This is a genomic window from Shimia biformata (assembly GCF_016888515.1).
GTDB lineage: Bacteria > Pseudomonadota > Alphaproteobacteria > Rhodobacterales > Rhodobacteraceae > Shimia_A > Shimia_A biformata.
Map to the genome: position 1 here is coordinate 1,945,734 of NZ_JAFEJK010000001.1, position 25,387 is coordinate 1,971,120.

Sequence of the window (25,387 nt, forward strand, 5' to 3'; positions counted from 1 at the left end):
CGTCAGCCGTTGGACCAGGTGACCGGCATGGATAACGGGCCGCGGAAGGCCCAGCCATGAAATGGCACCGGCCCGGCAAGCTCCAGATCCTGCAAATGCTGAAAGGCCAGCGGCAGCGCGACCTCGGTGATCATCGCGCGCGCCGCCGGCGCACCGGCGCAGAAATGCGGCCCTGCGCCAAAGGGGATGGCGGCGGAATTGTCGCGCGTGATGTCAAACCTGTCGGGCGCGTCGAAATGCGCCTCGTCCCGGCCCGCCGAGCCAAACATGAAAAACACCCGCTCGCCCGGCGTGAAGTCGATGCCGTTCACCGTGTCCGCCTGCGCGACCTCTCGTGGTGACATGCCGATGGGCGAGACCCAGCGCGCATATTCGTGGAACGCGTCCACAAAACCCGCCCCGCCATTGCGGATCATCCCCATGGCGTCGGGGGTGGTCAGCAGGGCCCATATCGTGCCGGCAATCGCGTCACGCGGCTCGTTCTGGCCGCCCGAGATGATCAGCTTGATATTGGCGCGGATCGATTCCATCGGCAGCCCCGCCTCCAGCTGGACCGACAGGGCGGACGGGTCCGGTTGCTTTCTCAGGACCGGTACCTGCGCGTCGATATGGGCGTCGATCAGGGCGGTGGCGCGGTGACAGGCGGCCTCGATCTGCGGGTCGCCCTGATAATTCGCGCAGCCGTCGATCATCGCCTGGCTGACGCCGTCCATTTCGGCGGCGGTCATGGTGGTCAGCCCCGTGATGGCTTTTAACGCCTCGGCTGACACCGGCATGGCAAAATCGCGCACAAGATCGCAGCCCCGTTGCGGGATCAGGTCCCGGATGATCCGGTCGGCGGCGTCGCGGAACAGGGGCAGCCAGTGCTGTTTCACGGTCTTTGGACTGAGTGTGGGAAACAGCGCCCTGCGCTCGGCCATATGGGCATCACCGTCCTTGCGCATCAGGTTCTCACCCATCAACAGCGTCATCAACCCCTCGGGCTGGCGGCTGGAAAACACCTCGATCCGCTTTTCCTGACGGAAGATATCGTCCCGCCGCGTGAACAGCGTGGCGTTCAGCTGAGGCACGAAGCAGATAGGGGCATCGCGGCGCATTTGGGCAAGATCGGGATAGGGATCGGCGGCAAAGCGGGCGGGGTCGATAGTGTATTCTGGTGCGGTGGACATGCCGGAACGCTATGCCGTTCCAGACCGCACGCGCAAGACCCAAAGGGCAGGGATCAGCGTGTCAGATCGCGCATGCCCTGTTCCAGCCCTTCCAGCGTCATCGGCACCATGTTGCCTTCGAAGATCTCGGAAATCATCTGGATCGAATGGGTATGGGGCCAGTATTTCTCGGGGATCGGGTTGATCCACAGGTTGCTGGACCATTGATCGCGCGCGCGTTCCAGCCAGGTCTGCCCGGCTTCGGCGTTCCAGTGTTCGTTGGCGCCGCCGGGATAGGCGATCTCGTAAGGAGACATCGAGGCGTCGCCGACAAAGATGCACTTGTAATCCGGCCCATAGGTGCGCAGCACCTCCCATGTCGGGGTCTGGGCGTTCCAGCGGCGGCGGTTGTCGCGCCACACACCTTCGTAAAGGCAGTTGTGGAAATAGAAATATTCAAGGTGCTTGAACTCGGCCCGTGCCGCGCTGAACAGTTCTTCGACCACCTTGATATGCGGGTCCATCGAGCCGCCGACATCCAGAAACAGCAGCACCTTCACGGCGTTGCGCCGCTCGGGGCGGGTTTTCACGTCCAGATAGCCGTGTTCGGCGGTGGCGCGGATCGTGCCGTCAAGGTCCAGTTCCTCGGCCGCGCCATCGCGCGCCCAGCGGCGCAGGCGTTTCAGCGCCACCTTGATGTTGCGCGTGCCCAGTTCCACCGTGTCGTCGAGGTTGCGGAACTCGCGCTTGTCCCAGACCTTGACCGCGCGGCCATGACGGCCTTCCTTCTGGCCGACGCGCACCCCTTCGGGGTTGTAGCCATAGGCTCCAAAGGGCGAGGTTCCGGCGGTGCCGATCCACTTGTTGCCGCCCTGGTGCCGGCCCTGTTGTTCCTTCAGCCGCTCGCGCAGCGTCTCCATCAGCTTCTCAAACCCGCCAAGCGCCTCGATCTCGGCCTTTTCTTCCGCCGTCAGGTGCTTTTCGGCCATCTTTTCCAGCCAGTCGGCAGGCAGGTTCACGGCCTCAAGCACGTCGTCCAGCTGGATGTTTTCCAGTCCCTTGAAGGTGGCGGCAAAGGCGCGGTCGAACTTGTCGAGGTTGCGCTCATCCTTCACCATGGCGGTGCGGGCGAGGTAATAGAACGCCTCTACGTCATAGGTCGCCAGACCCAGTTTCATGCCTTCCAGAAAGCTCAGATATTCGCGCAGAGAGACGGGCACGCCGCCTTGCCTGAGGTTATCGAAGAACGGCAGGAACATCGCTTACAGCGCCATCCGGTGAATGGTCAGCGTCGCAAACACGCCCAGAAGCGAGAAGGCGATCGCATAGATCACCGTGTATTGCAGGATATCCAGTGCCTTGCCCTTGCGCCGCTTGGCGATGGTAAAACCCAGAATGGCGCCGAGAATCGCGGCCGTCAGTACGATCATGGATCAGTATCCCCCTTTGAGCGGGCTCAGCGCCGCGACCTCGCGCATCTTGGCGCGCACGGCCCAGTCCGCGCCGAAGCCGTATCGCGCCCAGCCCAGACTGTCCACCCGGACGCTGCGTGCCTCTTCGCTGCGGTTGACCAGTTGCAGCGCCTCGGCGCGCAACAGCATCAGCGTCGACAACAGCGCGGCGTTTTCGAACTGTGCCGCCTCGTCGATGCGGGGGGTGACAAGGGCCAGCGCCTCGGTGCCGCGCCCGGCCGAAATCGCATAGGCCGCAAGCTGCGTGGCGACAAAACCGTGATGCGGGCCAGAGAAGGGGAACTGGCGGTAATAGCGGTCGGCAAGCAGGAAATGGGTATGGGCCTGATCGGAATCATAGGATTGCATCAGGCGGCCATTGGCATAGTGGCTGAAGGCCAGCCGGTGATCGTGCCAGCCCTCGTTCTTGGCGATCAGCAACGCCCGCGACGCGGCGGCCCGGCGATTGGGGCCACTGGTGCCGGGGCCAAGCGCGGTCTGGATCGCATCGACCCAGGACGCGGGCGTCGGGCTCAGACGATAGGATCCGCGTCCCTCACCACCGGGATTGTGCCGCGCCAGGATCGCCGGAAGGCGTTTGGCCACTTCGTTGCGGGTCATGCCCGATTGCAGCGCCGGATCGTAATAGGCGCGCAGCATCAGCATGTCGAACCCGGTCAGGACGGCGTGGATATTGTCGTCATTGAAGATACTGTCGGGCAGCCGATAGAGGTCATTGAGCGGCCCCAGCGCCTGTGCCAGTTCTTCATGCAGACAGTCGCGCACCTCTTGCGGGCTGACATCGTTGGGCACAAAAACAGCCATTTTCTGACGTGTTTTCAACAGGCTCCAGTTCGTTGCTGATGTGCGGCGCGCGTTGCGATACTGCGAGATGGACGAGATATTGGGCACCACGAAACAGGCCGCCTGCGGCAGCGCCTGCCGGATCTTGGCACGGGATACAGCCTCGATGGTGATATTGGCGCCGGGGTTCGAGGTTTCCGAGATGTTGATCCCGGCCTCGGTCCTCAGCCGGTGCAGCAGCCGCGTCAGGTCAGCGCGCAGCGTTGCCGGCGGGCGCCCGGTCACGCGAACGGTGATCGGTCCTTCGAAACGGGTAAAACGGTCAAGCTGACGCCCGCTTTCCATGCGGAAGGCAAGGTCGAGGAAATCGCGCGACATGTCCCGGTTGGACCGCTGCGGGCGCACCGGCTGGGGCGTCGCAAAGACTTTCATCGGCGGAAGGGTTGTGTCCGCAATGGCCGCGCGAGTCGGCGCTTCGGATTGCATCCCCGACGTGCAGGCGCCCAAGAGGGCAACAAATGATAAAACCAACAAACGCATGAACTGTCAGACTACCCTGTCATACCGGATAAAAGGAGTCTTTGTGCCGATGCGGTCATACAATTTTCGCGCCGTGTGGTTGAATTCCTGTGTCAGCCAATAGACCGACGGCGCGCCGGCGTCGTCCGCGGCGGCATAAACCGCCTCGATCAGCTTGCGTCCGACACCCTGGCCGCGCACATTAGGATCGGCATACAAGTCCTGAAGATAACACACATTTTCTACTTTCCACGCATGGCGGTGAAACAGGTAATGCGTCAGGCCGACAAGCCCGTTTTCACCCTCGGCCACCAGGCAGGAATAATCCTGCGCATCATCGCCCAGCAAACGGGCAAAGGTCGAGGCATAGACCGTTTCCGGCACGCCGGACTCGTAAAACTCAAGGTATGCGGTCCAAAGACGGCGCCATTCGGCCTGGTCTTCCTCACGCAGCGGGCGGATCTTCACCTGCCCGGTGTCCTTCAATGTCACTTTGAAAATTCCCTGTCCCTGAAATACGTCGCCGCCGCAGCACCCTGAACCCTAGCATGCCCTGCGGCTGCGGCAACAATATGTCCTGCAGGCGGCAGGCCTGGGCGCTGCGCGTGTTCTTCCGGGTCCCACGTTTCACCACGAGACCCCGTCGATCAGCGCCCCGACCGCGCCATGAACGCCAGCCGTTCAAACAGATGCACGTCCCGTTCGTTCTTCAGAAGCGCGCCATGCAGTTTCGGCAGCGCATTGGCACCGTCGCGCTTCAGGTCCTCGGGCGACAGGTCCTCGGCCAGAAGAAGTTTCAGCCAGTCCAGCACTTCCGACGTCGACGGCTTTTTCTTCAACCCTGCGGTTTCGCGGATTTCATAGAACTGCGTCAGGGCCGTGGTCAGCAGCGCCTCTTTGATGCCGGGGTGATGCACCTCGACGATCTTTTTCATCGTCTCGGCATCAGGGAAGCGGATGTAATGAAAGAAACAGCGGCGCAGGAAAGCGTCGGGCAGTTCCTTTTCATTGTTCGAGGTGATGATCATGATCGGGCGGTGTTTCGCGCGGATCGTCTCGCCTGTTTCGTAGACATAGAACTCCATCTTATCGAGTTCCTGCAAAAGGTCGTTCGGGAACTCGATATCGGCCTTGTCGATCTCGTCGATCAGCAGGACGACCTTCTCATCTGCCTCGAACGCTTCCCAAAGCTTGCCCTTCTTGATGTAGTTCTTGACGTCATGCACGCGTTCTTCGCCCAGCTGACTGTCCCGCAGCCGGCTGACGGCGTCGTATTCGTAAAGACCCTGCTGTGCCTTGGTGGTCGACTTGATGTTCCACTCGATGATCCGAAGCCCCAGCGCCTCGGCGACCTGGCGCGCCAGCTCGGTCTTGCCGGTGCCGGGTTCGCCCTTGACCAGCAGCGGACGCTCAAGCGCAACCGCCGCGTTCACCGCGATTGTAAGGTCGTCAGTGGCGACATAATCGCGTGTGCCTTCGAATTTCATGCCGTTTCCTACAGTTAATCCTGATCCGTCCGGCACCCTATCGTGAACAAAATTTCACCGCAATGCGGTGTTATGGGGTAGTGACAATCCCCCAATGCTGGGGTAATCCAGCGCCATTCAGAGGGGGGCGAAATGTCTGGAACGAATATTTTGAAGGACGTTAGCCACGAAGAGGGAGCAGACATGAAGGCCGAGACTTTCCTGCCCGACGACTATCGTCCAGCAGAAGACGAACCGTTCATGAATGAACGCCAGATCGAGTATTTCCGCCGGAAACTGATCAATTGGAAAAACGAACTCCTGGATGACAGCCGCGATACGATCGAGGGATTGCAGGAAAGCACCCGCAATATTCCCGATGTCGCGGACCGGGCGTCCGAAGAAACCGATCGTGCGCTGGAACTGCGCACGCGCGACCGCCAGCGCAAGCTGGTCGCCAAGATCGACTCGGCCCTGCGCCGCATCGACGAAGGTGAATACGGCTATTGCGAGGTGACCGGAGAGCCGATTTCGCTGAAGCGTCTGGATGCGCGTCCGATCGCCACCATGAGCCTTGAGGCGCAAGAGCGTCACGAGCGCCGCGAAAAAGTCCACCGCGACGATTGATCCCATGGTGGGAACCAGAAAGTGAAGCGCCGGGGCTTTTGCCTCGGCGTTTTTCGTTTCAAATGGGGGCATGGATTTGAACGCAACCAAGGTCACGATCATCGGCGCCGGAATCGGCGGGCTGACCGCCGCCATCGCGCTCTGCCGCCGTGGGGCGGATGTCACCGTGCTGGAACAGTCCGACGCCATCACCGAAGTCGGCGCCGGTATCCAGGTCAGCCCGAACGGGATCGCCGTGCTGCGGGCGCTGGGTCTGGAAGACGCGCTTCGGGTTCAGGCGGTGCAGGCCCGCGCGATCGAGTTGCGAAACCATGCCGATGCGCGGCTTGTGGCGCGGCTTGATCTTGGGCTGTTGCCCGCTGACCAGCCCTATTTCTTTGTGCATCGCGCCGACCTGATCGACATTCTTGCCGGGGCCGCGCGCGAGGCCGGTGTGAAAATCCGTCTGTTGCAGAAGGTCGATACCATCGAACCCGGCCCGCATCCGGTGGTGCGGTTGGAAAACGGCGACGCGATTGCCTCGGATCTGGTCGTTGGGGCGGACGGGCTGCATTCGCGGCTGCGCCCGGTCCTGAACGGCACCTTGGCCCCGTTTTTCACCCGCCAGACCGCGTGGCGCGCCACCGTGCCCAACGGTTTTGGCCACCCCAACCTGACCCGCGTTCATATGGGCCCGAAAAGCCATATCGTCAGCTACCCGCTGCGGCAGGGCAAACTGGTCAATATCGTCGCCGTGCGGGAAGAGGTCGACTGGGTCGAGGAAAGCTGGAGCCATCAGGACGATCCCGCCCATCTGCGCCTTGCCTTTTCGCATTACAGCGCCGAGGTGCGCGAGATGCTGAAGCGCGTCGAGACCGTGGGCTATTGGGGGCTGTTCCGCCATCCTGTCGCCAAGGTCTGGCACCGTGACAATACCGTGCTGCTGGGCGACGCGGCGCATCCGACCCTGCCGTTCATGGCGCAGGGCGCGGTGATGGCAATGGAAGACGCCTGGGTGCTGGCCGATGCGCTTGGCACAGCGCCCTCAATCGACAGCGGTCTGGCCAGCTACCAGTCCCGCCGCGAGGACCGGGTCCGCAAGGTTGTCGAGACCGCCAATGGCAATGCCTGGAAATACCACCTGTCTTTCCCGCCAATGCGGTTTGCCGCCCATCTGGGGATGCGGGTGCTGTCGACCGTGGCGCCAAAACGCCTTTTGACCCAGTTCGACTGGATCTATCGCCACGATGTGACCCGCGACGGCGGCTGAGCGGGGCTCAGGCGTCCAGTTCGACCCAGACCGGCACGTGATCCGACGGTTTCGGACGGTTCCTGATGCCGCTGTCGATCCCGACATCCGTCAGCAGGTCCGCGCATTGCGGGCTGAGCAGGAAATGGTCGATGCGGATGCCGTCATTCCTGTCCCACGCGCCGCCCTGGTAATCCCAGAACGAGTAATGGCCCGGCCCGGATACCCGCGCCCGGAACGCATCGGTGAAGCCCAGATTCACGAGCCGCCGGAACGCCGCGCGGCTTTCGGGCCGGGCCAGCGCATCCTCGCGCCATGCGTCGGGGCGCTTGGCATCCTCGTCCTGTGGAATGATGTTATAGTCACCCGCCATCAGGAACGGTTCCTCAGCCTCCAACAGCTTTTGTGCATGGGCGTGAAGCCGCTCCATCCACGCCAGCTTGTAGTCGTATTTCGGCCCCGGCGCCGGGTTTCCGTTGGGCAGGTAAAGCCCGCAGACCCGCACCGCACGGTCGCCAATTACCGTGGCTTCGATCCAGCGCGCCTGCTCATCCGTGTCATCTCCGGGCAGGCCGCGAGTCACATCTTCCAGCGGCAGCTTTGACAGGATCGCGACTCCGTTGAATGATTTCTGTCCATGGGTTTCCACCTGGTAACCACGTTCCTCGAAGACCTCCTTGGGAAAGCCTTCGTCAACCGACTTGATTTCCTGCAGGAGCGCGACATCCGGCTGTGCTTCGTCCAGCCAGTCCGGGAGCGCCTGAATGCGCGCCTTGATCCCGTTGATGTTGAAGGTCGCGATTTTCATCTGTCAGCACTCCGTTTCCTGTCCCGACTTGTATCCCGCACCGGGCCGCGGCTGGCAAGGCTTGGCCGTCCGGGGGTGAAAATGAATCACTTTGCCGCCCCGAAATCCGGGCGGCCGATGGCCCGGTTCGTCCCGATTTTTCGGCCGGAACCCAAGGGTGATTCTCCACTGATTTGGTGCTGCCTCGAATGCCTGTCCGCAAGAATCGGGCAAAAATGTGGCAAATCGAAATATTTTGAAAATACAATAAAAACAATGACTTGCGGATCATGGAATCGGCGAGTCAAGACGGAAAATGACACGCATAGCAAGAAAAATGATTTTGAGAAACCCGGTAAGGGTGCAAGCGTTGAGTCGTTCAAAACACCAACTGGAGGACTACCAATGCTCGCCAAAAAATCCGCTCAACTGGTTAACGAAACGTTTGCAAACCGTGCGGCAACACGCAGCGGCACCAGCATCCACGATGGGCTGGAAACGGGGCTGTTCACGTCCGGCCTGTCTGCCGATGCAAGTGATGCGCTGATGGGGGACGCGACCGAGATGTTCACCTCGGGCCTGGTTCAGGCATTCACCTCGGGACTGGAAAGCAAGGGCACCGATGCCACCGTCGGCGACGCCGTCGAAATGTACACCTCGGGCCTGACCCAGATGTTTACTTCGGGCCTCGAAGCATCCGGTAATTCAACCACAGCGGGCGACTCGGTCGAGATGTTCACCTCGGGTTTGACCCAAATGTACACCTCGGGCCTGGCTCCGGCGGCCAATGCCGACGCTACTTCGGGCGAAGGGCTTGAAATGTTCACCTCGGGTCTTTCGGCAAAATCCGACGACGCGGCCACCGGCGACGCGGTCGAAATGTACACCTCGGGCCTGACTCAAATGTACACCTCTGGCCTGACCCAGATGTTCACCTCTGGTCTGGCCCCGCAGGAAGAAGCCAAGGCCGAAACCGGGGAAGGCACCGCGCTGTTCACCTCGGGCCTCTGATTGATCACTGGGACCGGGGCGTTTGGCCCAAAACCAATAAGGGAGAATTGACATGACCAATATCGTGACACTGAACGTCCCGTCCCAGCGGCAACCGGACCCCGTCCGCCACGCAAGCCTGATGCAGAGCTTCGCCCTGCATCGGCGCTTTGGCGACGACGTGTTCTGGCTGAAGGAAAACGCCGAACTACTGAATATCCTGGAATGCACCGGGGCCGAGGTGTCGGAACAGGGGCTGGCCGCCTATGCCGGGTTCTATCGCGACGTCGAAAAGCGGCTTCAGTTCTTTCCGCAATACTACCGCTTCCTGTTGTCGATCTGCCTTGATCTTGAGGACATCGGCTTTGAGGGCCGCAAATCCGAAGTGCTGGTCCGCTGGGCCGCGCAATCCGGTCTGGCCGAGGCCGAATTGTCGGACCTGCAACGTATGGAAGCGCGCCGGCTGATGATGCGGCGCGGGGTCGATCCCTTGCCGTTTGATGACGGGCTTGAGGACCGGATGCGCCGCTTCATGGCGCGGTCGTCCACCTTCTCGATGCCGAACAAGAAGGCGGCGTATGAGCTGACCCACGCGGTTTTCTACCTGTCCGAATATGGCCGCCGCGATCCCGGTCTGGACCGCGACACAGCGACATCGCTTGAATTTGTCGGGGTCATGGCCTTCCTTGAACAGAATGCCGACCTTCTGGCCGAAGTCTGCGTCGCGCTGGTGCAGGGCGGGTTCGACGTGCCCGAGGCATGGTCGGACTGGCTGATCTCGCACACCCAGCGGTTCACCGTGGAAACCGGCGGGCAGACCACCGGCCATGACGATTACCATGAATTCCTGGTCACCAACTGGATGCTGGCCGCCACCGGGCAGCGCGCCTTCGTGAAACCGCTGACGCCCGAGCGCATGGCGTTTTACCGCCCCGACGGGGTGGCGGGGCCGCTGCGCGAACTGTCGGAATGTATGTACAAGCTGGACGACCGCCGCTCGGCCGACTGGGAGGCGATGCGCCCTGTGGTCCTTGACCATATGTCCGAGGACGCCCGCCATGTCATCACCGAAGCTGAGGGATCCTGTCGCGATTTTGATGCGTTTTTCCAAGGGTTTGCACGGGCAGGTAGCCTGTCAGGGGCGGCGCTGTGATCGCCGTCCGCAATACCGCGCTTCTGGGGGCGGGGCTGACGCTGGCCTATACGCTGGCGATTTCCTGTGCTGATGCGATCACCAAGTTCATCGCCGCCGGCTATGCCGCGCCCCAGCTTTTCTGTCTCTCCGGCGCCATCGTCGCCTTGCTCAGCTGGCTTGGCGGTCGGGCCGGGCAGGGCAGGGCCGGGGGCAGGGGAAACCTGCGCACGATCTGTCCCCGCGCCATGGCGCTGCGGTCGGCGCTGACTGTCGCCGGGTCGGTTGCGTTTTTCTATGCGTTCAAACTGCTGCCCTTTGCAGAAGTCTTTGTTTTCATTGGCCTCATGCCGCTGTTTGCCGGGGTGTTTTCGGGCCTGATCCTGGGAGAACATGTGCGCCCCGTGGCCTGGACCGCGCTTCTGGCCGGGTTCCTAGGGGTTCTGTGCCTGTTCCCGGTTGGTGTCACGGCGATTTCCGCCGGGCATCTGGTGGCGCTGGCGGCCTCGGTTCTGGGGACGTTGTCGATGATTCTCGCCCGCTATATCGGGCGCTATGAAAGCAACGCGCTGGCGCAGGTTTTCTATCCCAACCTGTCCCTGTTCCTTGCCATGGCGCTGGCCTTGCCCTTTGTCTATCAGCCGATGGGCGCGGGCGATCTGGCCTGGGTTGTGGCCTATGCGGTGGCCCTGTTTGTCGCGCGCTGGCTTCTGGTGGTCGCGCTGCGCCACCTCGCGGCCTTTGCCGTGACCCCGCTTCTGAACTTCCAGTTTGTCTGGATGGTGGGCCTTGGCGCGGTGTTTTTCGGCGAATACCCAGCGGCCAACATCTATCTGGGCGTGGTGATCGTGGTCGCGGCGGGGCTGTTCCTGGTTTATGACCAGCTGGTTCCGGCAACCGCGAAACCCACCCGCATCCCGGCGATCCGCTTGCCGAGATTCGTCACGCAAAGAAGATGAAGTTCGGCCTGTAAGTCGCTCTATCAGATAGAGAAACTGGTTCCGCATCCGCAAGAACTGGTGGCGTTCGGATTGTCGATCACGAACCGCGCGCCGATCAGCTCTTCGCTGAAATCAATCGTGGCATTGGCCAGGAACGGCAGCGAAACGGAATCGATCACGACCTTTTCGCCATGGCCTTCCAGAACCACGTCGTCATCCGCCGGGTCATCCAGCTTGATCTCGTATTGAAATCCCGAACAGCCGCCACCCTCGACCGCGACGCGCAATGCCTGGCCTTGCGCCCCTGCACCGATTTCGGCCAGTCGCTCAAATGCACGCTCTGTCACTTTTGGCGGGATCTGCATCATGGGCTCCGATTGGGTTGTTCGCGCGAAATGCCCGGTTCAACCCGGGCGCAGAGTGCAATATAGAAAGCCTGACGGCAGGCGACAAGGACAAGAGCGGGGACAAACTCATGCACGCGCCATATGCCTCGGATCCGAAAACCGTAAAGGGACGGCGGTTTTCGGAAGAGGAAAGCACGTTCCGGTCCTGTTTCCAGCGGGATCGCGACAGGATCATCCATTCCGGCGCCTTCCGGCGTCTGAAGCACAAGACGCAGGTTTTCGTCGAACACGAGGGCGATTATTTCCGCACCCGCCTGACCCATTCGATCGAGGTGGCGCAGGTGGCGCGCACGATCTCGGGTGCGCTGGGGCTTGAGGGCAGCCTGACCGAGGCCGTGGCTCTGGCCCATGACCTTGGGCATACGCCCTTCGGTCACACCGGAGAGGACGCGCTGGACCTGTTGATGGCCCCTTATGGCGGCTTCGATCACAATGCGCAGGCGGTCAAGATCGTGACCTCGCTGGAACGGCATTACGCCGATTTCGATGGGATGAACCTCGTCTGGGAAACCCTTGAAGGCATTGCAAAACATAACGGTCCGGTGACGGGCGATCTGCCCTATGCGCTGGCCGATTACAACGCCATTCACGACCTCGAACTGCACACATTCGCCAGTGCCGAGGCGCAGGTCGCCGCGCTTGCCGATGACATCGCCTATAACAACCACGACCTGCATGACGGGCTGCGCGCGGGGCTGTTCACCGAAGACGACATTCAGAGCCTGCCGATCGTCGGCGCCTGTTTCGCCGAGGTTGATCGCCTCTATCCCGGCCTCGACCGCAAGCGCCGCCGGTACGAGGCGCTGCGTCGGGTCTTTGGCGTGATGGTGTCGGACGTGATCGACACATCCTCCGATCTTCTGACAACCAGCGGTGCGACCTCGGCGCAGGACATCCGCGACCTTGGCCGCCCGGTGATCCGGTTTTCCGACGCGCTGTGGTCGGACCTGAAGGAAATCCGCCATTTCCTGTTCACCCGCATGTATCGCGCGCCCTCGGTCATGGAAAAACGCGCCGAGGTGACGGTGGTCGTGAACGACTTGTTCCCGCTGTTCATGAAACGGACCGAGTTGTTGCCGTCGGACTGGCGCAAGGATGTCGAGGCGGCAACGGATGAGACCGCGCTGGCGCGGATCGTGTCGGACTATATCGCCGGGATGACCGACCGTTTTGCGCTTCAGGAACATGCCCGATTGCTGGGCGAATGATTGACGGCGTGAACAGGGGTGGTAAACCCGCCCCAAACGCATGAGGACAAGACAGATGAACCTGTTCAGTGACATTCGCGTGGCCGTGATCGGCGCGCTGGAGCAGATGGTGGCCGAGGGCACGCTGCCCGCGGGGCTTGATTTTGGCAACGTCGCGGTGGAACCGCCGCGCGACGCCGCCCATGGCGACATGGCGACAAACGCCGCGATGGTGCTGGCCAAGCCCGCAAAGATGAAGCCGCGCGACATTGCCGAGGCTCTGGCCGCCAAGCTGGCCGATGTCGATGCCATCACCAGCGCCGAGGTCGCCGGACCCGGTTTCCTGAACCTGCGCCTTGCGCCCGGCCTGTGGCAGGGGTTGGTGAAACAGGTGCTGGAGACCGGCATCGGCTTTGGCCGCTCGGACATGGGGCAGGGGCAGCGCGTGAATGTCGAATATGTTTCGGCCAACCCGACAGGTCCGTTGCATGTCGGCCATACCCGTGGCGCGGTCTTTGGCGATGCGCTGGCGTCCCTGCTGGATTTCGCCGGGTTCGACGTCACCCGCGAATACTACATCAACGACGGTGGCGCGCAGGTTGATGTGCTGGCGCGTTCGGTCTACCTGCGCTACCTCGAAGCGCATGGCCAGGAGGTCGCGTTCGAAGATGGCACCTATCCCGGCGACTACCTGATCCCGGTGGGCGAGGCGCTGAAAGACAAGGTGGGCGACGCCTATGTCGATCAGCCCGAGGATGTCTGGCTGGCCGAGGTGCGCGAGTTTGCAACGGACGCGATGATGGACCTCATCCGCGACGACCTGAAACAGCTGGGCGTCGAGATGGACGTGTTCTTTTCCGAAAAGTCGCTTTATGGCACCGGTCTGATCGAAGCCGCATTGAAGACGCTTGAGGACAAGGGTCTGATCTATGAAGGCGTGCTGGAACCGCCCAAGGGCAAGACGCCCGAGGACTGGGAACCCCGCGAACAGACCCTGTTCAAATCCACCGAACATGGCGATGACGTCGACCGCCCGGTGAAGAAATCGGACGGGTCCTGGACCTATTTCGCGCCGGACATCGCCTATCATTTTGACAAGGTTTCCAGAGGGTTCGACGCGCTTATTGATGTGTTTGGCGCCGACCACGGCGGTTATGTCAAACGCATGAAGGCAGCCGTTTCCGCACTGTCCGATGGCAAGGTGCCGCTGGATATCAAGCTGACCCAGCTGGTGAAGTTGTGGAAAAATGGCGAGCCGTTCAAGATGTCGAAACGCGCCGGCAATTTCGTCACCCTGCGCGACGTGGTCGAGCAGGTCGGCCCCGACGTCACCCGCTTCGTGATGCTGACCCGCAAGAATGACGCGCCGCTGGATTTCGACTTTGACAAGGTGCTGGAACAGTCGCGTGAAAACCCGGTGTTTTACGTGCAATACGCCCATGCCCGTGTCTGTTCCGTCCTGCGCAAGGCGGCGGAGGCGGGGATTGCCGTCGATGACGCGACGCTGGCCGCGGCCGACCTGACCAAGCTCGACCACGAGGCCGAGATCGCGGTCGCCAAGAAAATCGCCGAATGGCCGCGTCTGGTCGAAATCGCCGCCCGCACAAATGAGCCGCATCGCGTGGCCTTTTATCTCTATGACCTCGCCAGCGACCTGCACTCGCTCTGGAACCGGGGCAACGATCAGCCCGGCCTGCGCTTCCTGCAAGAGGGCGATCCGGCCACAAGTCAGGCAAAAATCGCGCTGGCCCGGTCTGTCGCCGTTGTCATTTCGGCAGGTCTTGGTATTCTTGGCGTCAACCCGGCCGAAGAGATGCGGTAAAAACCGCACAAGTCCGGGGGTTGAGGAAAAGGCAAGAGACCCCCGGCGCAATGCATCGCCGGTGGCAGCGAGGCGATGATGGCAGAGATTCCAATGTCCGGTCACTATGGTGACTCCGGCGGTGACGGTGGCCCGAAACGGTCCATGGCACCGCTGGTCAGCGTTGCGGGGGCGGTCATGTCCCTGGCACTGGTCGCGGGCACGGGCGTCTGGGGCTACAAGCTTTTGATGCGGGACGTCAGCGGCGTTCCCGTGGTGCGCGCGGTCGAAGGCCCGATGCGGATGGCGCCGGAAAACCCCGGCGGTCAACAGGCCGATCACCAGGGGCTGGCCGTCAACTCGGTGGCCGCCGAGGGCATCGCCGCGAAACCCGCCGACCGTCTTGTCCTTGCGCCGTCACCAATTGACCTGACCCAGGATGACCGCGCGGTGACGCTGGCCAACCTGCCGAAGGTCGACGCGCAAGCCATTGAAGTTGCGCCAAAACCTGAAACGCAGGCGCAGGCCGAAATCGTCGCCCCGGCGCCGCTGAACCCGAAACAGGTGGCGTCGATCAAGGCGCTTGCCGATCAAATCGCGGCGGAAACCGCGGCGCTTGAATCAAGCGACGATCCGGTTGAGACCGAACCGGTCAAGACCGCGCTGGCCGAACCCGAAGCGAAACCCGACCTGCCCAAGACCGCGCCGGGCATGGAGTCTCATGGCATGGTCAACCGGTCGCCGCGTCCGCGCCTGCGGCCTTCGACTGCGTCCGATGTCGTGCTGGCATCCGCCGATCCCAAGGCCATCGCTGCCGGGCCGGTGGTGACGCCCGAAGAAAACGTGCCGCCCGGCACCCGTCTGGTGCAACTGGGCGCCTTCGCCTCGCCAGAGATCGCAGCGGCAGAGTGGTCCAAACTGTCCGACCGCTTCGAGGAAATCCTCGACGGCCGCACCCGCGTGATCCAGAAGGCATCCAGCGGCGGCAAGACCTTCTATCGTCTGCGCGCCATGGGCTTTGCCGATTTGTCCGACGCCCGCCGCACCTGTTCCGCCCTCAAGGCCGAACGTGCCGACTGTATCCCCGTGGTCGCACGGTGAGCGCCTTTGGCGCGACCATTTTCGGATGTGAAGGTCTGCGTCTAAGCGCTGACGAAAAGGCGTTTTTTCGCGCTGCTCGTCCGTTTGGCTTCATCCTGTTTGCCCGCAATATCGACACTGCTGACCAGGTGCGGTCCTTGTGTGACGAATTGCGCGACTGCGTTTCGCATCACGCGCCGATCCTGATTGACCAGGAAGGCGGTCGGGTTCAGCGCCTGCGCCCGCCGCTGGCGACCGAATGGCTGCCGCCTTTGGATGAGGTCGCCCGCGCCGGGAAAGATGCCGCGCGGGTGATGTATCTGCGGTCCTGCCTGATCGCGCAGGAACAGCTGGCCCTTGGCATCGACGCCAACTGCGCGCCGATGGTCGATGTCGCCATGGACGCCACGCATCCGTTCCTCAAGAACCGCTGCTATGGCACTGATCCTGAACAGGTTTCCCTGATTGGCCGTGCCGTCGCGGACGGGCTTTTGGCGGGGGGTGTCTGGCCGGTTCTGAAACATGTGCCGGGCCATGGCCGCGCGGTGCTGGACAGCCATCTGGAACTGCCCCGCGTCGCGGCGGATCGTGCCGCGCTTGAGGGTGATTTCAAACCCTTCCGCGCCCTGAACGACCTGCCGATGGGCATGACCGCCCATATCGTGTTCGAGGCGCTGTCGGACAAACCCGCCACCACCGATCCCGCCATGATAACCCTGATCCGCGACGAGATCGGGTTTGATGGCCTGTTGATGACCGACGATATCTCGATGGAGGCGCTGTCGGGCGATCTGGCGTCCCGCGCTCGGGCCTCGATCGCGGCGGGCTGCGATGTGGTGCTTTATTGCAAGGGCGTCTTGTCCGAGCTTGAAGCCGTGGCCGAGGCGTCCGGCGACATGACCCACGCGGCAGAGGCCCGCGCCCGGGCCGTGCTTGCCGCCCGCCCGGTCCCTGCGCAGGTTGACATTGCCGCCCTCAGAGCCGAATTTGAGGCGCTGAGCAGCGGGCAGGGACATGGCTGAAGACGTCTTCGAAACGGATCAGAAACAATCGGTTGAGGAACGGCTTGCGGCCGAGGCGCTGATTGTCGATGTCGACGGGTTCGAAGGCCCGCTGGACGTCCTGTTGATCCTGTCACGCACGCAGAAAGTGGACCTGCGCAAGATTTCGATCCTGCATCTGGCCCAGCAATACCTGGCCTTTGTCGAAAAGGCGAAGTCGCTGCGCATCGAACTGGCTGCCGATTACCTTGTGATGGCGGCGTGGCTGGCATTTCTGAAATCCCGCCTGTTGCTGCCGCCTGACCCCAGCGAAGAGGGGCCGACAGGCGAAGAACTGGCCGCACACCTGGCCTTTCAGCTTGAGCGGTTGCAGGCGATGCGCGACAGCGCCGCAAAGCTGATGGCGCGCGACCGGCTGGGCCGGGATTTCTTTGCCCGCGGCCTGCCCGAGGATGTGACGCGGGTGCGCCGGGTGCGTTATACCGCGACGCTTCTGGACCTGATGCAGGGCTATGCCCGCATCCGCACCAAGGACGAATTCCGCCCCTTCGTGATGGACCGCGACTCGGTCTTTACCATGGAAGAGGCGCTGGAGCGGATGCGTGGGCTGATCGGGTTCGCCGGGGCCTGGACCGATATCCTCTCCTATCTGCCCGATGGCTGGGGCAATGACCCCAAGCGCCGCCGCTCGGCCACCGCCGCGACCTTTGCCGCCTCGCTGGAACTGGCGAAAGAAGGCAAGGTCGAGATCCGGCAAAACGGGACATTCGCGCCGATCCAACTGCGCAGACGAGATCAAGATCATGCCTGAAGATATTGAAACAAAAGAAGAAAGCCTGTTCGAAGCCCCGCCGATGGCAGAGCAGGAACGCATGTGCGAAGCGATTCTGTTTGCCAGCGCCGAGCCGGTCTCGATCAAGGATCTGAACGCACGCATGCCCCATGGCTGCGACGCGGCCGAGGCGCTGGTGCATCTGCGCAAACGTTATGAGGGGCGTGGCGTCCACCTGGTCAAGGTCGGTGATGCCTGGGCCTTTCGCACCGCGGCCGACCTTGGTTTCCTGATGCAGAAGGAAACGGTCGAAACCCGCAAGCTTTCCCGCGCGGCGGTCGAAACGCTTGCGATCATCGCCTATCACCAACCCGTCACCCGCGCCGAAATCGAAGAGATTCGCGGCGTGTCGGTCAGCCGGGGCACGATCGACCAGTTGATCGAAATGGAGTGGATCCGCTTTGGCCGCCGCAAGATGACACCGGGCCGCCCGGTGACATTTGTTGTGACGCAGTCTTTCCTCGACCATTTCGGCCTTGAAAGCGCCCGCGACCTGCCGGGGCTGAAAGAGCTACGCGCCGCCGGTCTTTTGGAAAACCGCCCGCCCCCGGGGGCGGTGCCGGGACCGATGGGTGAGGATGGCGAGGACCAAGAGGACGCCGAAGGCCAGTCGGAACTGTTCGAAGACTGATCCCAATGCCTTAAAATAGGCACGATTGGTTCTTATCTTTACGCCGAGGCAGTTCGCGGAGCGACCAAGATGAACATGAACCAACTGATCAACATGATCACCCGGATCTTTGTCCGCAAGGCGGTCAATTCCGGTATGCGCGCGGGCATGAATGCCATGTCCGGTGGAAAAGGGCAGGGTGGTCAGGCGGGTGGCAAGCAGGCCAAACAGCCCGGCCAGCAGCAGATGAAACAGACCAAACAGGCCATGCGCATGGCGCGCCGGATGACGCGGTTGCGCTGACCTGACTGCGCCTCAGGCGCGGAAATGTTTCGACAGTTTCAGGCCCTGACCCTGGTAATTCGACGCGATCCCCGCGCCGTAAAGCTGGGTCGGCACGTCTGACATGCGCTCATAGACCAGCCGCCCCACGACCTGCCCGTGTTCCAGCACGAAAGGCGCCTCGTGACAGCGCACTTCCAGCACCCCGCGTGACCCTTTTCCGCCCACGGCGTCATGGCCGAAACCGGGGTCGAAGAAGCCGGCGTAATGCACGCGGAATTCGCCGACCATGGCAAGAAACGGTGCCATTTCAGCGGCATAGGCGGGCGGGATATGCACCGCTTCGCGGCTGACAAGGATATAGAAGGCGCCGGGGTCAAGGATGATCTGGCCGTCCTTGCTGTGCAGTTCTTCCCAGTATTCGGCCGGGTCATACTGTCCGATCCTGTCAAGGTCGATCACCCCGGTATGCGGTTTCGCGCGATAGCCGACCAGCGTGCCCTTGCCGGGTTTCAGATCAACCGAGAAGCCAAGCCCGTCATCAATCACCGGGTCGCCATCCACAAGCGGGGCGCGGTCATGCAGCACGCGCAAATCGGCGTCCGACAGGATGCTTTGCCCGGCGCGGAACCGGATCTGGTTGAGCCGCATCCCCGGCCGCACGAGGACTGAGAAAGAGCGGGGACAGATCTCGGCATAAAGCGGGCCGGTGTATCCCGGCGCGATGCGGTCGAACTCGGTCCCGCCATCGGTGATGGTGCGGGTCAGAAGGTCCAGCCGCCCGGTCGAGCTTTTGGCATTGGCGACCGCCTGCACGTCGTCGGGCAGGGCCAGGCTTTCCATCAGCGGCACGACATAGACGCAGCCTTTTTCCAGAACCGCGCCGTCGGACAGGTCGATCCGGTGCATCTCGAACTCGGTCAGCCGGTCGGCGACGGTGCGGCCCGCGCCGGCAAGGAAGGACGCGCGCACGCGATAGGCGACCGTGCCAAGGCGCAGATCGAGGCTGGCGGGTTGCACCTGGCCGTCGTCCACCGGGCGGGTGGCCGCGATCTGACGGGTTTCAATCATGGTTTCAATGGCTTGGCAGGGCAGGACGCCTGTCATCTCATTCCCCCCGGATATGAAAAACGCCCGGGCCTTGCGGCACGCGGGCGATTTTTTTGGTCGGGCTAGCAGGACTCGAACCTGCGACCTTCCGTCCCCCAGACGGACGCGCTACCAGGCTGCGCCATAGCCCGACGATGGGCCGTTCATAACGAATTGAGGGGCAAGGGCAAGTCAAAAATGCCAAGTCTCGTCAGCCTTCGGCGCTTTCGTTCAGACGGGCGGCCAGCGCCTCGAGTCGGGTCATCGCCTGGCGCGCCGCTTCGCGGTGTTCGGCGGGGATCGCGCGGTGTTTCATAAGGGCTGACAGAAGCGAATCAAGCGGCCCCGCCGGATGATCCCTGCCTGAGTCGCCCGTGGCCTCGTGCGACGGCGCGGCAAGCGGCGCGGGGGCAGGGGATGTATCCGTGCTGTCGGTCACCGGATCGTCCGCGGCCGTGTCTGTCGCGACCTCTGTGGTGGCGTCGGGGGTGCTTTCGGCAGAGTCTTCTTCTGGCGCGGTGGCGGGCGGTTCGGAGACCGAGTCGCTGGCGACCTCCGCCGCCACTTCGTCATCCTCATCGAGGTCCGACATGTCAAAGCTGGGCTGTTGCAGGAACGCCGGAAGCGCGTCGGATTCGGGCGGCACCTGATCCGCGTCTTTCGCAGGCGCGACGTCTGCCTCAGGTGTCGCGTCGACCGCCACGATATCAGGTGTTTCGGGTGATGCATCGGCTGTGATGTCGGCAGGCTTTGGCACTTCTGCCGCTGCCAGGTCCGTCACCGTCTGATCTGGTGCCTGTTCTGCGGCATCCGTGTCCGGTGCGGCCTTGGCGGGCACCACCGCGTCGTCATCGTCATCCAGCGGCTGCGACAGGCCCGAAACATGCTTGACCCCCTGTTCGCGCAGCAGTTTTTGCGCGCCCTTGATGGTCATGCCCTCGTCATGCAGCAGGTGTTTGATGCCGCCCAGAAGCAGCATGTCGGCGGGGCGGTAATACCGCCGCCCGCCGGCGCGTTTCACCGGTTTGACCTGTGGAAACTTGCTTTCCCAGAAGCGCAGAACATGGGCCTGAGTGTCCAGCCAATCGGCCACTTCGCTGATGGTGCGAAAGGCGTCTGGGGATTTGGCCATGTGTCCTGTCCGCCTTACTTGCTGTTTCCGGCCGCGACGCGGTCCTTCATCAGGTGGGACGGGCGGAAAGTCAGAACCCGGCGGGGATTGATCGGGACCTCTTCGCCGGTCTTGGGATTGCGCCCGATGCGGGCTGCCTTGTCACGCACGCTGAAGGTGCCGAAGGACGAAATCTTGACCTGTTCGCCGCGCACCAGCGCGTCCGAGATATGGGCCAGAACGTCCTCGACCAGTTCCGCCGAGTCATTGCGCGACAGGCCAACCTCGCGGAACACCGCTTCACTCAAGTCCATCCGTGTGAGCGTTTTTTGGCTCATCTCATCCTCCCCGCGATCCGTTTGGACAAACATAGGGGATTGGTTTTTTCCGAGTCAATGGCGGCGTTCGGAAAAAATCGTTGCGCGACAGGCGTTAACCCGCTTGTCGCGGGGTCGATTACCAGCGCAGAACCACCGCGCCCCAGGCCAGACCGCCGCCAATCGCCTCGGCCACCAGAAGGTCGCCCTTCTTGATCTGGCCGCGCTCGACACCCACGGCCAGCGCCAGCGGGATCGACGCTGCGGATGTGTTGCCGTGGTCCTGAACCGTGACGATCACGTTGTCCATCGGCAGGCCCATCTTCTTGGCGGTGCCCTGAATGATGCGGATATTGGCCTGATGCGGAACGATCCAGTCGACCTCGTTATCCTTGATGCCGACCTTTTCCAGCGCCTTGTGTGCCGTGGCCGCCAGCTTCTCAACCGCTTGGCGAAACAGCAGGTTTCCCTGCATCCGCAGCTTGCCGGCCTGCCCGGTGGTCGAAACCCCGCCATCGACATAGAGCATGTCGCGATAGCGCCCGTCCGAGTTCAGGTCAGATGAGAGGATGCCCCGATCAGCCGCGTCTCCGTTGCCGTCTTCGGCCGCCAGAACCAGCGCGCCCGCGCCGTCGCCGAACAGGACACAGGTGGCGCGGTCTTCCCAGTCCATGATGCGGCTGAAGGTTTCGGCACCGATGACCAGCACGCGCTTGGCCTGACCCGAGAGGATCAGCGCATTGGCATTGGTCAGCGCGAAAATGAAGCCCGCGCAGACGGCCTGAACGTCAAAGCCGAATCCGCCGGTCATGCCGATCTTTTCCTGGATCATGGTGGCAACCGAGGGGAACGTCAGGTCCGGCGTCGAGGTGGCGACCACCACGGCGTCAATATCGTCCGGTGTCAGTCCGGCGTTTTCCAGCGCACGGGTTGCGGCCGTGGCGCCCATGTCCGACGTGGTCTCGCCCTCGGCGGCGAAATGGCGGCGCTCGATCCCGGAACGGGTGCGAATCCACTCATCCGTCGTGTCGAGGAAAGTTTCAAATTCCGCATTGGGAACAATACGTTCGGGCAGATAGTGCCCAACGCCCTGAACGACGGCGCGAATGGTCATGATGCGTTTCCGTTATTTGCCCCCATCGGCCTCGTCATTCTGCGGCAGGCTGACAGCGGATGCAACCCGCGCCGCCAGCTTTTGCGAGAAACCCGATTGCGACAATTTGAATGCCAGCTTGATGGCCGCTGAAACCCCGGTGGCATCGGCGGCGCCGTGGGATTTGACAACCGTGCCGTTCAGCCCAAGGAAAACCCCGCCGTTGACGCGGCGCGGGTCGATGCGTTTGTTCAGGCGGCGCAGGGACGGGTAGGCCAGAAGCGCGGCCAGACGTGACATGGGCGAGAATTTGAACGCCTCGCGCAGAAGATCCCCGATCAGGCTGGCGGTGCCTTCGCCGGTCTTGATCGCGACATTGCCGGTAAACCCGTCGGTGACGATCACATCGGCGCGGTTGCCGGGGATGTCCTTGCCTTCGACAAAGCCGACAAACTCGTAATTGGCGGCCCCGGCGTTCTGCGAGATCAGGTCATGGGCCAGCTTCAGCTCGGCCCGGCCCTTGTGTTCCTCGGTGCCGACATTGAGCAGGCCAACACGGGGGCGGGGCAGTTCCATGCCGTTCCGGGCATAAGATGCGCCCATCAGCGCATATTGCAGCAGGTCGTTTTCATCGGCGCGCACATCCGCGCCCACGTCCAGCATGATGTTGAACCCCTGGGGGCTGCGCGAGGGCCAGAGAATCGCAATGGCCGGGCGGTTCACACCCGGCAGCTTGCGCAGCCGCACCACCGACAGCATCATCAGCGCGCCGGTATTGCCGCAGCTGACACAGACGTCGGCCTCACCGTCGCGCACCGAGTCAACAGCCGACCACATCGAGCTGTCCTTGCCGTTGCGCATCACGTGGCTGGGCTTGTCCTCCATCGACACGACGCCTTTTGCGTCGCGGAACTGAACACGGCCATCCAAAGCGCGCTTGCGCTCGACCAGCGGGCGCAGCTCGGATTCGGGACCATGCAGGATGAAGGCGATGTCCGGGTTCTTCTTGGCAGAATGAGACATGCCGGCAACAACGGTTGCCGGCCCCCGATCGCCGCCCATGGCGTCAATAGAGATGATGGTGCGCCCGGCACCCGCGATTGTCTTTTCAGGCATTGCGGTCATGCGGGCGCAGATCCGTGGCTTATGCCGCGTCTTCGTCCAGGTCGATCTCTTCAACCATCGAGACAACCTCACGGTCGTCGTAATGGCCGCAGGATGCGCAGACGTGATGCGGGCGCTTCAGCTCACCGCAGTTCGGGCATTCGTTGGGGTTTGCCGCAACCAGCGCATCATGGGCGCGACGGTTGTTGCGGCGCGATTTCGAGACTTTGTTCTGCTGGACAGCCATGTCGCAACCTATTTCCTGAGGGGCATCATTGCCCGATTTCCTGAGCGTGTGGAGGCCATACGCGCGTCTGCGCGCCATGTCCAACGCTAAATTCCAATGAGCGCGCGAAAATACTGCGAATCTCGCGCGGTGCAAGCGCTATTTTTCGCCGTCCTTCTTCAGCTGGTCTTTCAGCGCCGAAAGCCCGGCAAAAGGCTTGGTTTCCTCGTCAGTCATGGCCTTTTTCCCCGGCTCTGTAAAGACCGCTTCGCCAAGGCTGGCATCCTCTTTTCGCGGATAAAGCGGCAGGTTCAGCGCCAGCGCCTCGGCCAGGATCGCCCCAAGATCTATTGTCGCCTTCAGCGGTTCGATGGATTCGTCGGCGTCCATTTCGACCTCGGCATCCTCTTCCTCGGGGTCGTGCCATTCGGCAAGGAACAGCCGCTCGACCGGCGCATCAACGCGGGTTGTCACATGGTCAAGCGTCACCACGCAGGGCTGCACAACGGTAAAGCCGATCTCGGCAGAAAGCCGCCAGTCGCGTTTGCCTTCGGCCCGCAGGGCGCCTTTGAATCGCAGCTTGCGCAGGGCAACGACACCCATTTCGTCACCCAGGGCGTCCAATTCGGCCCGGTCGGGTGTGATCTCGAACGGCGTCGGCTGGTTCTGGGCCAGGTCAACGACCCTCAGAACACGTGATTTGTCTCTGCTCTCTGCCATCGGACCCTACTTTCCATTCTTGAACCAAACGGTTTCATTCTGTAAGCGGGATAAAAGGCGGTTACCGCCGAGGCAAGAGGGCAGCACGCATGGCGCGCATCGGACAGGTCAAATCACTGGCATTTGCCATGATGCTTCTGGCTGTTGCGGCCTGCACGACCCAGTATCGCAATCACGGCTATGTCCCCACGGATGACGAACTCTCGGAGATTCGCCTTGGCGTCGACACCCGCGACAGCGTGACCGAGGCGCTTGGCACCCCGACCGCTGGCGGGGTTCTGGACGACTCGGGCTTTTACTACGTGCGCAGCAAGGTAAAGCATTTCGGCGCCCGCCGCCCCGAGGTGGTCGAACGTCAGCTTGTCGCGATCTCGTTCAACAACCGTGGCGTCGTTGAAGGCGTGCAGCGGTTCTCATTACAGGACGGGCTGGTCGTGCCGCTGTCCAAGCGCGTGACCGACAACGGGCTTGAGAATGAGAACTTCCTCAAGCAGATGCTGCAGAACCTGGGCAATTTCGACGCCGGTTCCTTCTTCTCATAACGTCAGTCCTTCGCCGATTGTCACGAAGCGGTGCCCTGGGCGTCATTGCCATGTCACGAAGCCACGATCTAAGTTAATGTGGACGTGACAAGGACGGGGCGCATCATGCCGGGCCTGCGAAAAAGCCGCTACCTGTTGAAGAAGGCCGACACCGAGGCCGAGGTCATCGCGGCCCAGGCGCTGCGGGGGCGGGCCTTTCTTGGCCATGACGATGGCACGCTGGACGCGGACGCCTTTGATCCGTTCTGCACCCATTTCCTGGTGATCGACATTGCATCCGGGCAGCTGGTCTGCTGTTTCCGGGTCCTGCCCCTGCGCGACGGCACCGAGATCGGGCGCAGCTATTCCGCCCAGTTCTATGAGTTGTCGGCGCTGGAAGGGTTCGCCGGAAAGATGGTCGAGATGGGCCGTTTCTGCATCCATCCCGACTGGCACGATCCCGACATCCTGCGCGTTGCCTGGGGCGGCATGACGCAATATGTCGATGAAAACGGGGTCGAGATGCTGTTTGGCTGTTCGTCCTTTTCCGGCACTGACGCCAAGGCCCATGCCGATGCCTTTGCAATGCTGCGCGACCGCCACCTTGCGCCGAAACGCTGGCTGCCGCGGGTGAAGGCGCCCAACGTGTTCCGCTTTGCCGCCCGGCTGCGGCGCAAGCCCAACCTGAAGGCGGCTCAAAAGGCGATGCCGCCCTTGTTGAAAACCTATCTTCTGATGGGCGGCTGGGTCAGTGACCACGCCGTTGTCGACCAGAGCCTGAACACGCTGCATGTCTTTACCGGGGTCGAGATCAACGCCATTCCTCCCGCCCGCAAGCGCCTGTTGCGCGGGCTGGCGACGTGAACGCCGTCTGAGGACCATTGACGTTTCCCAAGGCCCGGTTTAGCCCCGC

29 protein-coding genes and 1 tRNA gene are annotated in these 25,387 nt (G+C 62.4%); 14 read left to right on the forward strand and 16 right to left on the reverse strand.

Annotated features, from left to right (window positions below; all coding sequences use genetic code 11):
* Positions 1 to 2: 2 nt before the first annotated feature.
* The 6 genes from JQ863_RS09505 to JQ863_RS09530 form a co-directional block, all read right to left on the reverse strand.
* Complete coding sequence (locus tag JQ863_RS09505) at positions 3 to 1,169, reverse strand: cytochrome P450 (RefSeq protein ID WP_204114039.1); 1,167 nt, start codon at positions 1,167 to 1,169, stop codon at positions 3 to 5.
* Between the two features lie 53 nt (positions 1,170 to 1,222).
* A complete protein-coding gene (locus JQ863_RS09510) occupies positions 1,223 to 2,407 on the reverse strand; it encodes a vWA domain-containing protein (protein WP_204114040.1) in 1,185 nt (394 codons plus the stop codon).
* A 3-nt stretch (positions 2,408 to 2,410) separates the two neighbouring features.
* Positions 2,411 to 2,578 carry a hypothetical protein gene (locus tag JQ863_RS09515; RefSeq protein ID WP_204114041.1) on the reverse strand — a complete coding sequence of 56 codons (168 nt, stop codon included), beginning with the start codon at positions 2,576 to 2,578 and terminating at the stop codon, positions 2,411 to 2,413.
* A gap of 3 nt (positions 2,579 to 2,581) precedes the next feature.
* The gene (locus JQ863_RS09520) at positions 2,582 to 3,943 is read right to left on the reverse strand and encodes a DUF2927 domain-containing protein (RefSeq protein ID WP_204114042.1); all 1,362 of its coding nucleotides are present in this window, start codon (positions 3,941 to 3,943) and stop codon (positions 2,582 to 2,584) included.
* A gap of 6 nt (positions 3,944 to 3,949) precedes the next feature.
* Positions 3,950 to 4,408, reverse strand: coding sequence for a GNAT family N-acetyltransferase (locus JQ863_RS09525; RefSeq protein ID WP_204115122.1), 459 nt, complete (start codon positions 4,406 to 4,408; stop codon positions 3,950 to 3,952).
* Between the two features lie 161 nt (positions 4,409 to 4,569).
* A complete protein-coding gene (locus JQ863_RS09530) occupies positions 4,570 to 5,409 on the reverse strand; it encodes an AAA family ATPase (RefSeq protein WP_204114043.1) in 840 nt (279 codons plus the stop codon).
* 183 nt (positions 5,410 to 5,592) lie between these two features.
* On the opposite strand from JQ863_RS09530, the gene dksA reads away from it, so the two are divergent.
* A complete protein-coding gene (gene dksA, locus JQ863_RS09535) occupies positions 5,593 to 6,015 on the forward strand; it encodes an RNA polymerase-binding protein DksA (RefSeq protein WP_204115123.1) in 423 nt (140 codons plus the stop codon).
* A gap of 70 nt (positions 6,016 to 6,085) precedes the next feature.
* Entirely contained in the window at positions 6,086 to 7,264 is a 1,179-nt protein-coding gene (locus tag JQ863_RS09540) for an FAD-dependent monooxygenase (protein WP_204114044.1), read from the forward strand.
* A gap of 7 nt (positions 7,265 to 7,271) precedes the next feature.
* Here the strand turns inward: JQ863_RS09540 and xth are convergent, their stop codons facing one another.
* A complete protein-coding gene (xth, locus tag JQ863_RS09545; RefSeq protein WP_204114045.1) occupies positions 7,272 to 8,051 on the reverse strand; it encodes an exodeoxyribonuclease III in 780 nt (259 codons plus the stop codon).
* Positions 8,052 to 8,435: 384 nt separating this feature from the next.
* Between xth and JQ863_RS09550 the strand changes: the two genes are divergently transcribed.
* Genes JQ863_RS09550 through JQ863_RS09560 form a run of 3 tightly spaced genes read left to right on the forward strand, consistent with a single transcriptional unit; the run spans position 8,436 to position 11,111 of the window.
* The gene (locus JQ863_RS09550; RefSeq protein WP_204114046.1) at positions 8,436 to 9,041 is read left to right on the forward strand and encodes a DUF6749 family protein; all 606 of its coding nucleotides are present in this window, start codon (positions 8,436 to 8,438) and stop codon (positions 9,039 to 9,041) included.
* 52 nt (positions 9,042 to 9,093) lie between these two features.
* Positions 9,094 to 10,173 carry a DUF6902 family protein gene (locus JQ863_RS09555; protein ID WP_204114047.1) on the forward strand — a complete coding sequence of 360 codons (1,080 nt, stop codon included), beginning with the start codon at positions 9,094 to 9,096 and terminating at the stop codon, positions 10,171 to 10,173.
* Entirely contained in the window at positions 10,170 to 11,111 is a 942-nt protein-coding gene (locus tag JQ863_RS09560) for an EamA family transporter (protein WP_204114048.1), read from the forward strand. The genes JQ863_RS09555 and JQ863_RS09560 overlap by 4 nt, the downstream gene beginning before the upstream one ends.
* 23 nt (positions 11,112 to 11,134) lie before the next feature.
* On the opposite strand, the gene JQ863_RS09565 is transcribed toward JQ863_RS09560, so the two are convergent.
* Positions 11,135 to 11,458 carry a HesB/IscA family protein gene (locus JQ863_RS09565; protein ID WP_204114049.1) on the reverse strand — a complete coding sequence of 108 codons (324 nt, stop codon included), beginning with the start codon at positions 11,456 to 11,458 and terminating at the stop codon, positions 11,135 to 11,137.
* 110 nt (positions 11,459 to 11,568) lie between these two features.
* Between JQ863_RS09565 and JQ863_RS09570 the strand changes: the two genes are divergently transcribed.
* The 7 genes from JQ863_RS09570 to JQ863_RS09600 all read left to right on the forward strand — a co-directional run bounded on the left by JQ863_RS09570 (position 11,569) and on the right by JQ863_RS09600 (position 18,314).
* Positions 11,569 to 12,708 carry a deoxyguanosinetriphosphate triphosphohydrolase gene (locus JQ863_RS09570; protein WP_204114050.1) on the forward strand — a complete coding sequence of 380 codons (1,140 nt, stop codon included), beginning with the start codon at positions 11,569 to 11,571 and terminating at the stop codon, positions 12,706 to 12,708.
* A gap of 55 nt (positions 12,709 to 12,763) precedes the next feature.
* Positions 12,764 to 14,509, forward strand: coding sequence for an arginine--tRNA ligase (gene argS, locus JQ863_RS09575; protein ID WP_204114051.1), 1,746 nt, complete (start codon positions 12,764 to 12,766; stop codon positions 14,507 to 14,509).
* A gap of 78 nt (positions 14,510 to 14,587) precedes the next feature.
* On the forward strand, positions 14,588 to 15,589 hold the full coding sequence (locus JQ863_RS09580; protein ID WP_204114052.1) for an SPOR domain-containing protein: 1,002 nt from the start codon (positions 14,588 to 14,590) through the stop codon (positions 15,587 to 15,589).
* Complete coding sequence (locus JQ863_RS09585) at positions 15,586 to 16,590, forward strand: glycoside hydrolase family 3 N-terminal domain-containing protein (RefSeq protein ID WP_204114053.1); 1,005 nt, start codon at positions 15,586 to 15,588, stop codon at positions 16,588 to 16,590. The genes JQ863_RS09580 and JQ863_RS09585 overlap by 4 nt, the downstream gene beginning before the upstream one ends.
* Positions 16,583 to 17,380, forward strand: coding sequence for a segregation and condensation protein A (locus JQ863_RS09590; protein ID WP_204114054.1), 798 nt, complete (start codon positions 16,583 to 16,585; stop codon positions 17,378 to 17,380). The genes JQ863_RS09585 and JQ863_RS09590 overlap by 8 nt, the downstream gene beginning before the upstream one ends.
* Positions 17,373 to 18,032 carry an SMC-Scp complex subunit ScpB gene (scpB, locus tag JQ863_RS09595; RefSeq protein WP_204114055.1) on the forward strand — a complete coding sequence of 220 codons (660 nt, stop codon included), beginning with the start codon at positions 17,373 to 17,375 and terminating at the stop codon, positions 18,030 to 18,032. Before JQ863_RS09590 ends, scpB begins: the two co-directional genes overlap by 8 nt.
* 69 nt (positions 18,033 to 18,101) lie before the next feature.
* On the forward strand, positions 18,102 to 18,314 hold the full coding sequence (locus JQ863_RS09600) for a hypothetical protein (RefSeq protein ID WP_204114056.1): 213 nt from the start codon (positions 18,102 to 18,104) through the stop codon (positions 18,312 to 18,314).
* A 12-nt stretch (positions 18,315 to 18,326) separates the two neighbouring features.
* On the opposite strand, the gene JQ863_RS09605 is transcribed toward JQ863_RS09600, so the two are convergent.
* From JQ863_RS09605 to JQ863_RS09640, 8 genes are all read right to left on the reverse strand, one after another.
* Positions 18,327 to 19,400 carry a 2'-deoxycytidine 5'-triphosphate deaminase gene (locus JQ863_RS09605; protein WP_204114057.1) on the reverse strand — a complete coding sequence of 358 codons (1,074 nt, stop codon included), beginning with the start codon at positions 19,398 to 19,400 and terminating at the stop codon, positions 18,327 to 18,329.
* Between the two features lie 57 nt (positions 19,401 to 19,457).
* Positions 19,458 to 19,534: transfer RNA gene (locus tag JQ863_RS09610), tRNA-Pro, on the reverse strand.
* Positions 19,535 to 19,593: 59 nt separating this feature from the next.
* On the reverse strand, positions 19,594 to 20,514 hold the full coding sequence (locus JQ863_RS19445; protein ID WP_239113252.1) for a MerR family transcriptional regulator: 921 nt from the start codon (positions 20,512 to 20,514) through the stop codon (positions 19,594 to 19,596).
* A gap of 14 nt (positions 20,515 to 20,528) precedes the next feature.
* The gene (gene ihfA, locus JQ863_RS09620; RefSeq protein WP_204114058.1) at positions 20,529 to 20,831 is read right to left on the reverse strand and encodes an integration host factor subunit alpha; all 303 of its coding nucleotides are present in this window, start codon (positions 20,829 to 20,831) and stop codon (positions 20,529 to 20,531) included.
* Positions 20,832 to 20,949: 118 nt separating this feature from the next.
* The gene (locus JQ863_RS09625) at positions 20,950 to 21,924 is read right to left on the reverse strand and encodes a beta-ketoacyl-ACP synthase III (RefSeq protein WP_204114059.1); all 975 of its coding nucleotides are present in this window, start codon (positions 21,922 to 21,924) and stop codon (positions 20,950 to 20,952) included.
* Between the two features lie 12 nt (positions 21,925 to 21,936).
* Complete coding sequence (plsX, locus tag JQ863_RS09630) at positions 21,937 to 23,028, reverse strand: phosphate acyltransferase PlsX (RefSeq protein ID WP_204114060.1); 1,092 nt, start codon at positions 23,026 to 23,028, stop codon at positions 21,937 to 21,939.
* Between the two features lie 19 nt (positions 23,029 to 23,047).
* Entirely contained in the window at positions 23,048 to 23,254 is a 207-nt protein-coding gene (gene rpmF, locus JQ863_RS09635) for a 50S ribosomal protein L32 (RefSeq protein WP_204114061.1), read from the reverse strand.
* A 138-nt stretch (positions 23,255 to 23,392) separates the two neighbouring features.
* A complete protein-coding gene (locus tag JQ863_RS09640) occupies positions 23,393 to 23,953 on the reverse strand; it encodes a YceD family protein (RefSeq protein WP_204114062.1) in 561 nt (186 codons plus the stop codon).
* A gap of 89 nt (positions 23,954 to 24,042) precedes the next feature.
* Here JQ863_RS09640 and JQ863_RS09645 point away from each other — a divergent pair, with 89 nt between their 5' ends.
* Positions 24,043 to 24,495 (forward strand): outer membrane protein assembly factor BamE, encoded by a 453-nt coding sequence (locus JQ863_RS09645; protein WP_204114063.1) that lies wholly within the window; start codon positions 24,043 to 24,045, stop codon positions 24,493 to 24,495.
* A 105-nt stretch (positions 24,496 to 24,600) separates the two neighbouring features.
* Positions 24,601 to 25,338, forward strand: a complete 738-nt coding sequence (locus JQ863_RS09650) for a GNAT family N-acetyltransferase (protein ID WP_204114064.1) — start codon at positions 24,601 to 24,603, stop codon at positions 25,336 to 25,338.
* Positions 25,339 to 25,387: the final 49 nt, after the last annotated feature.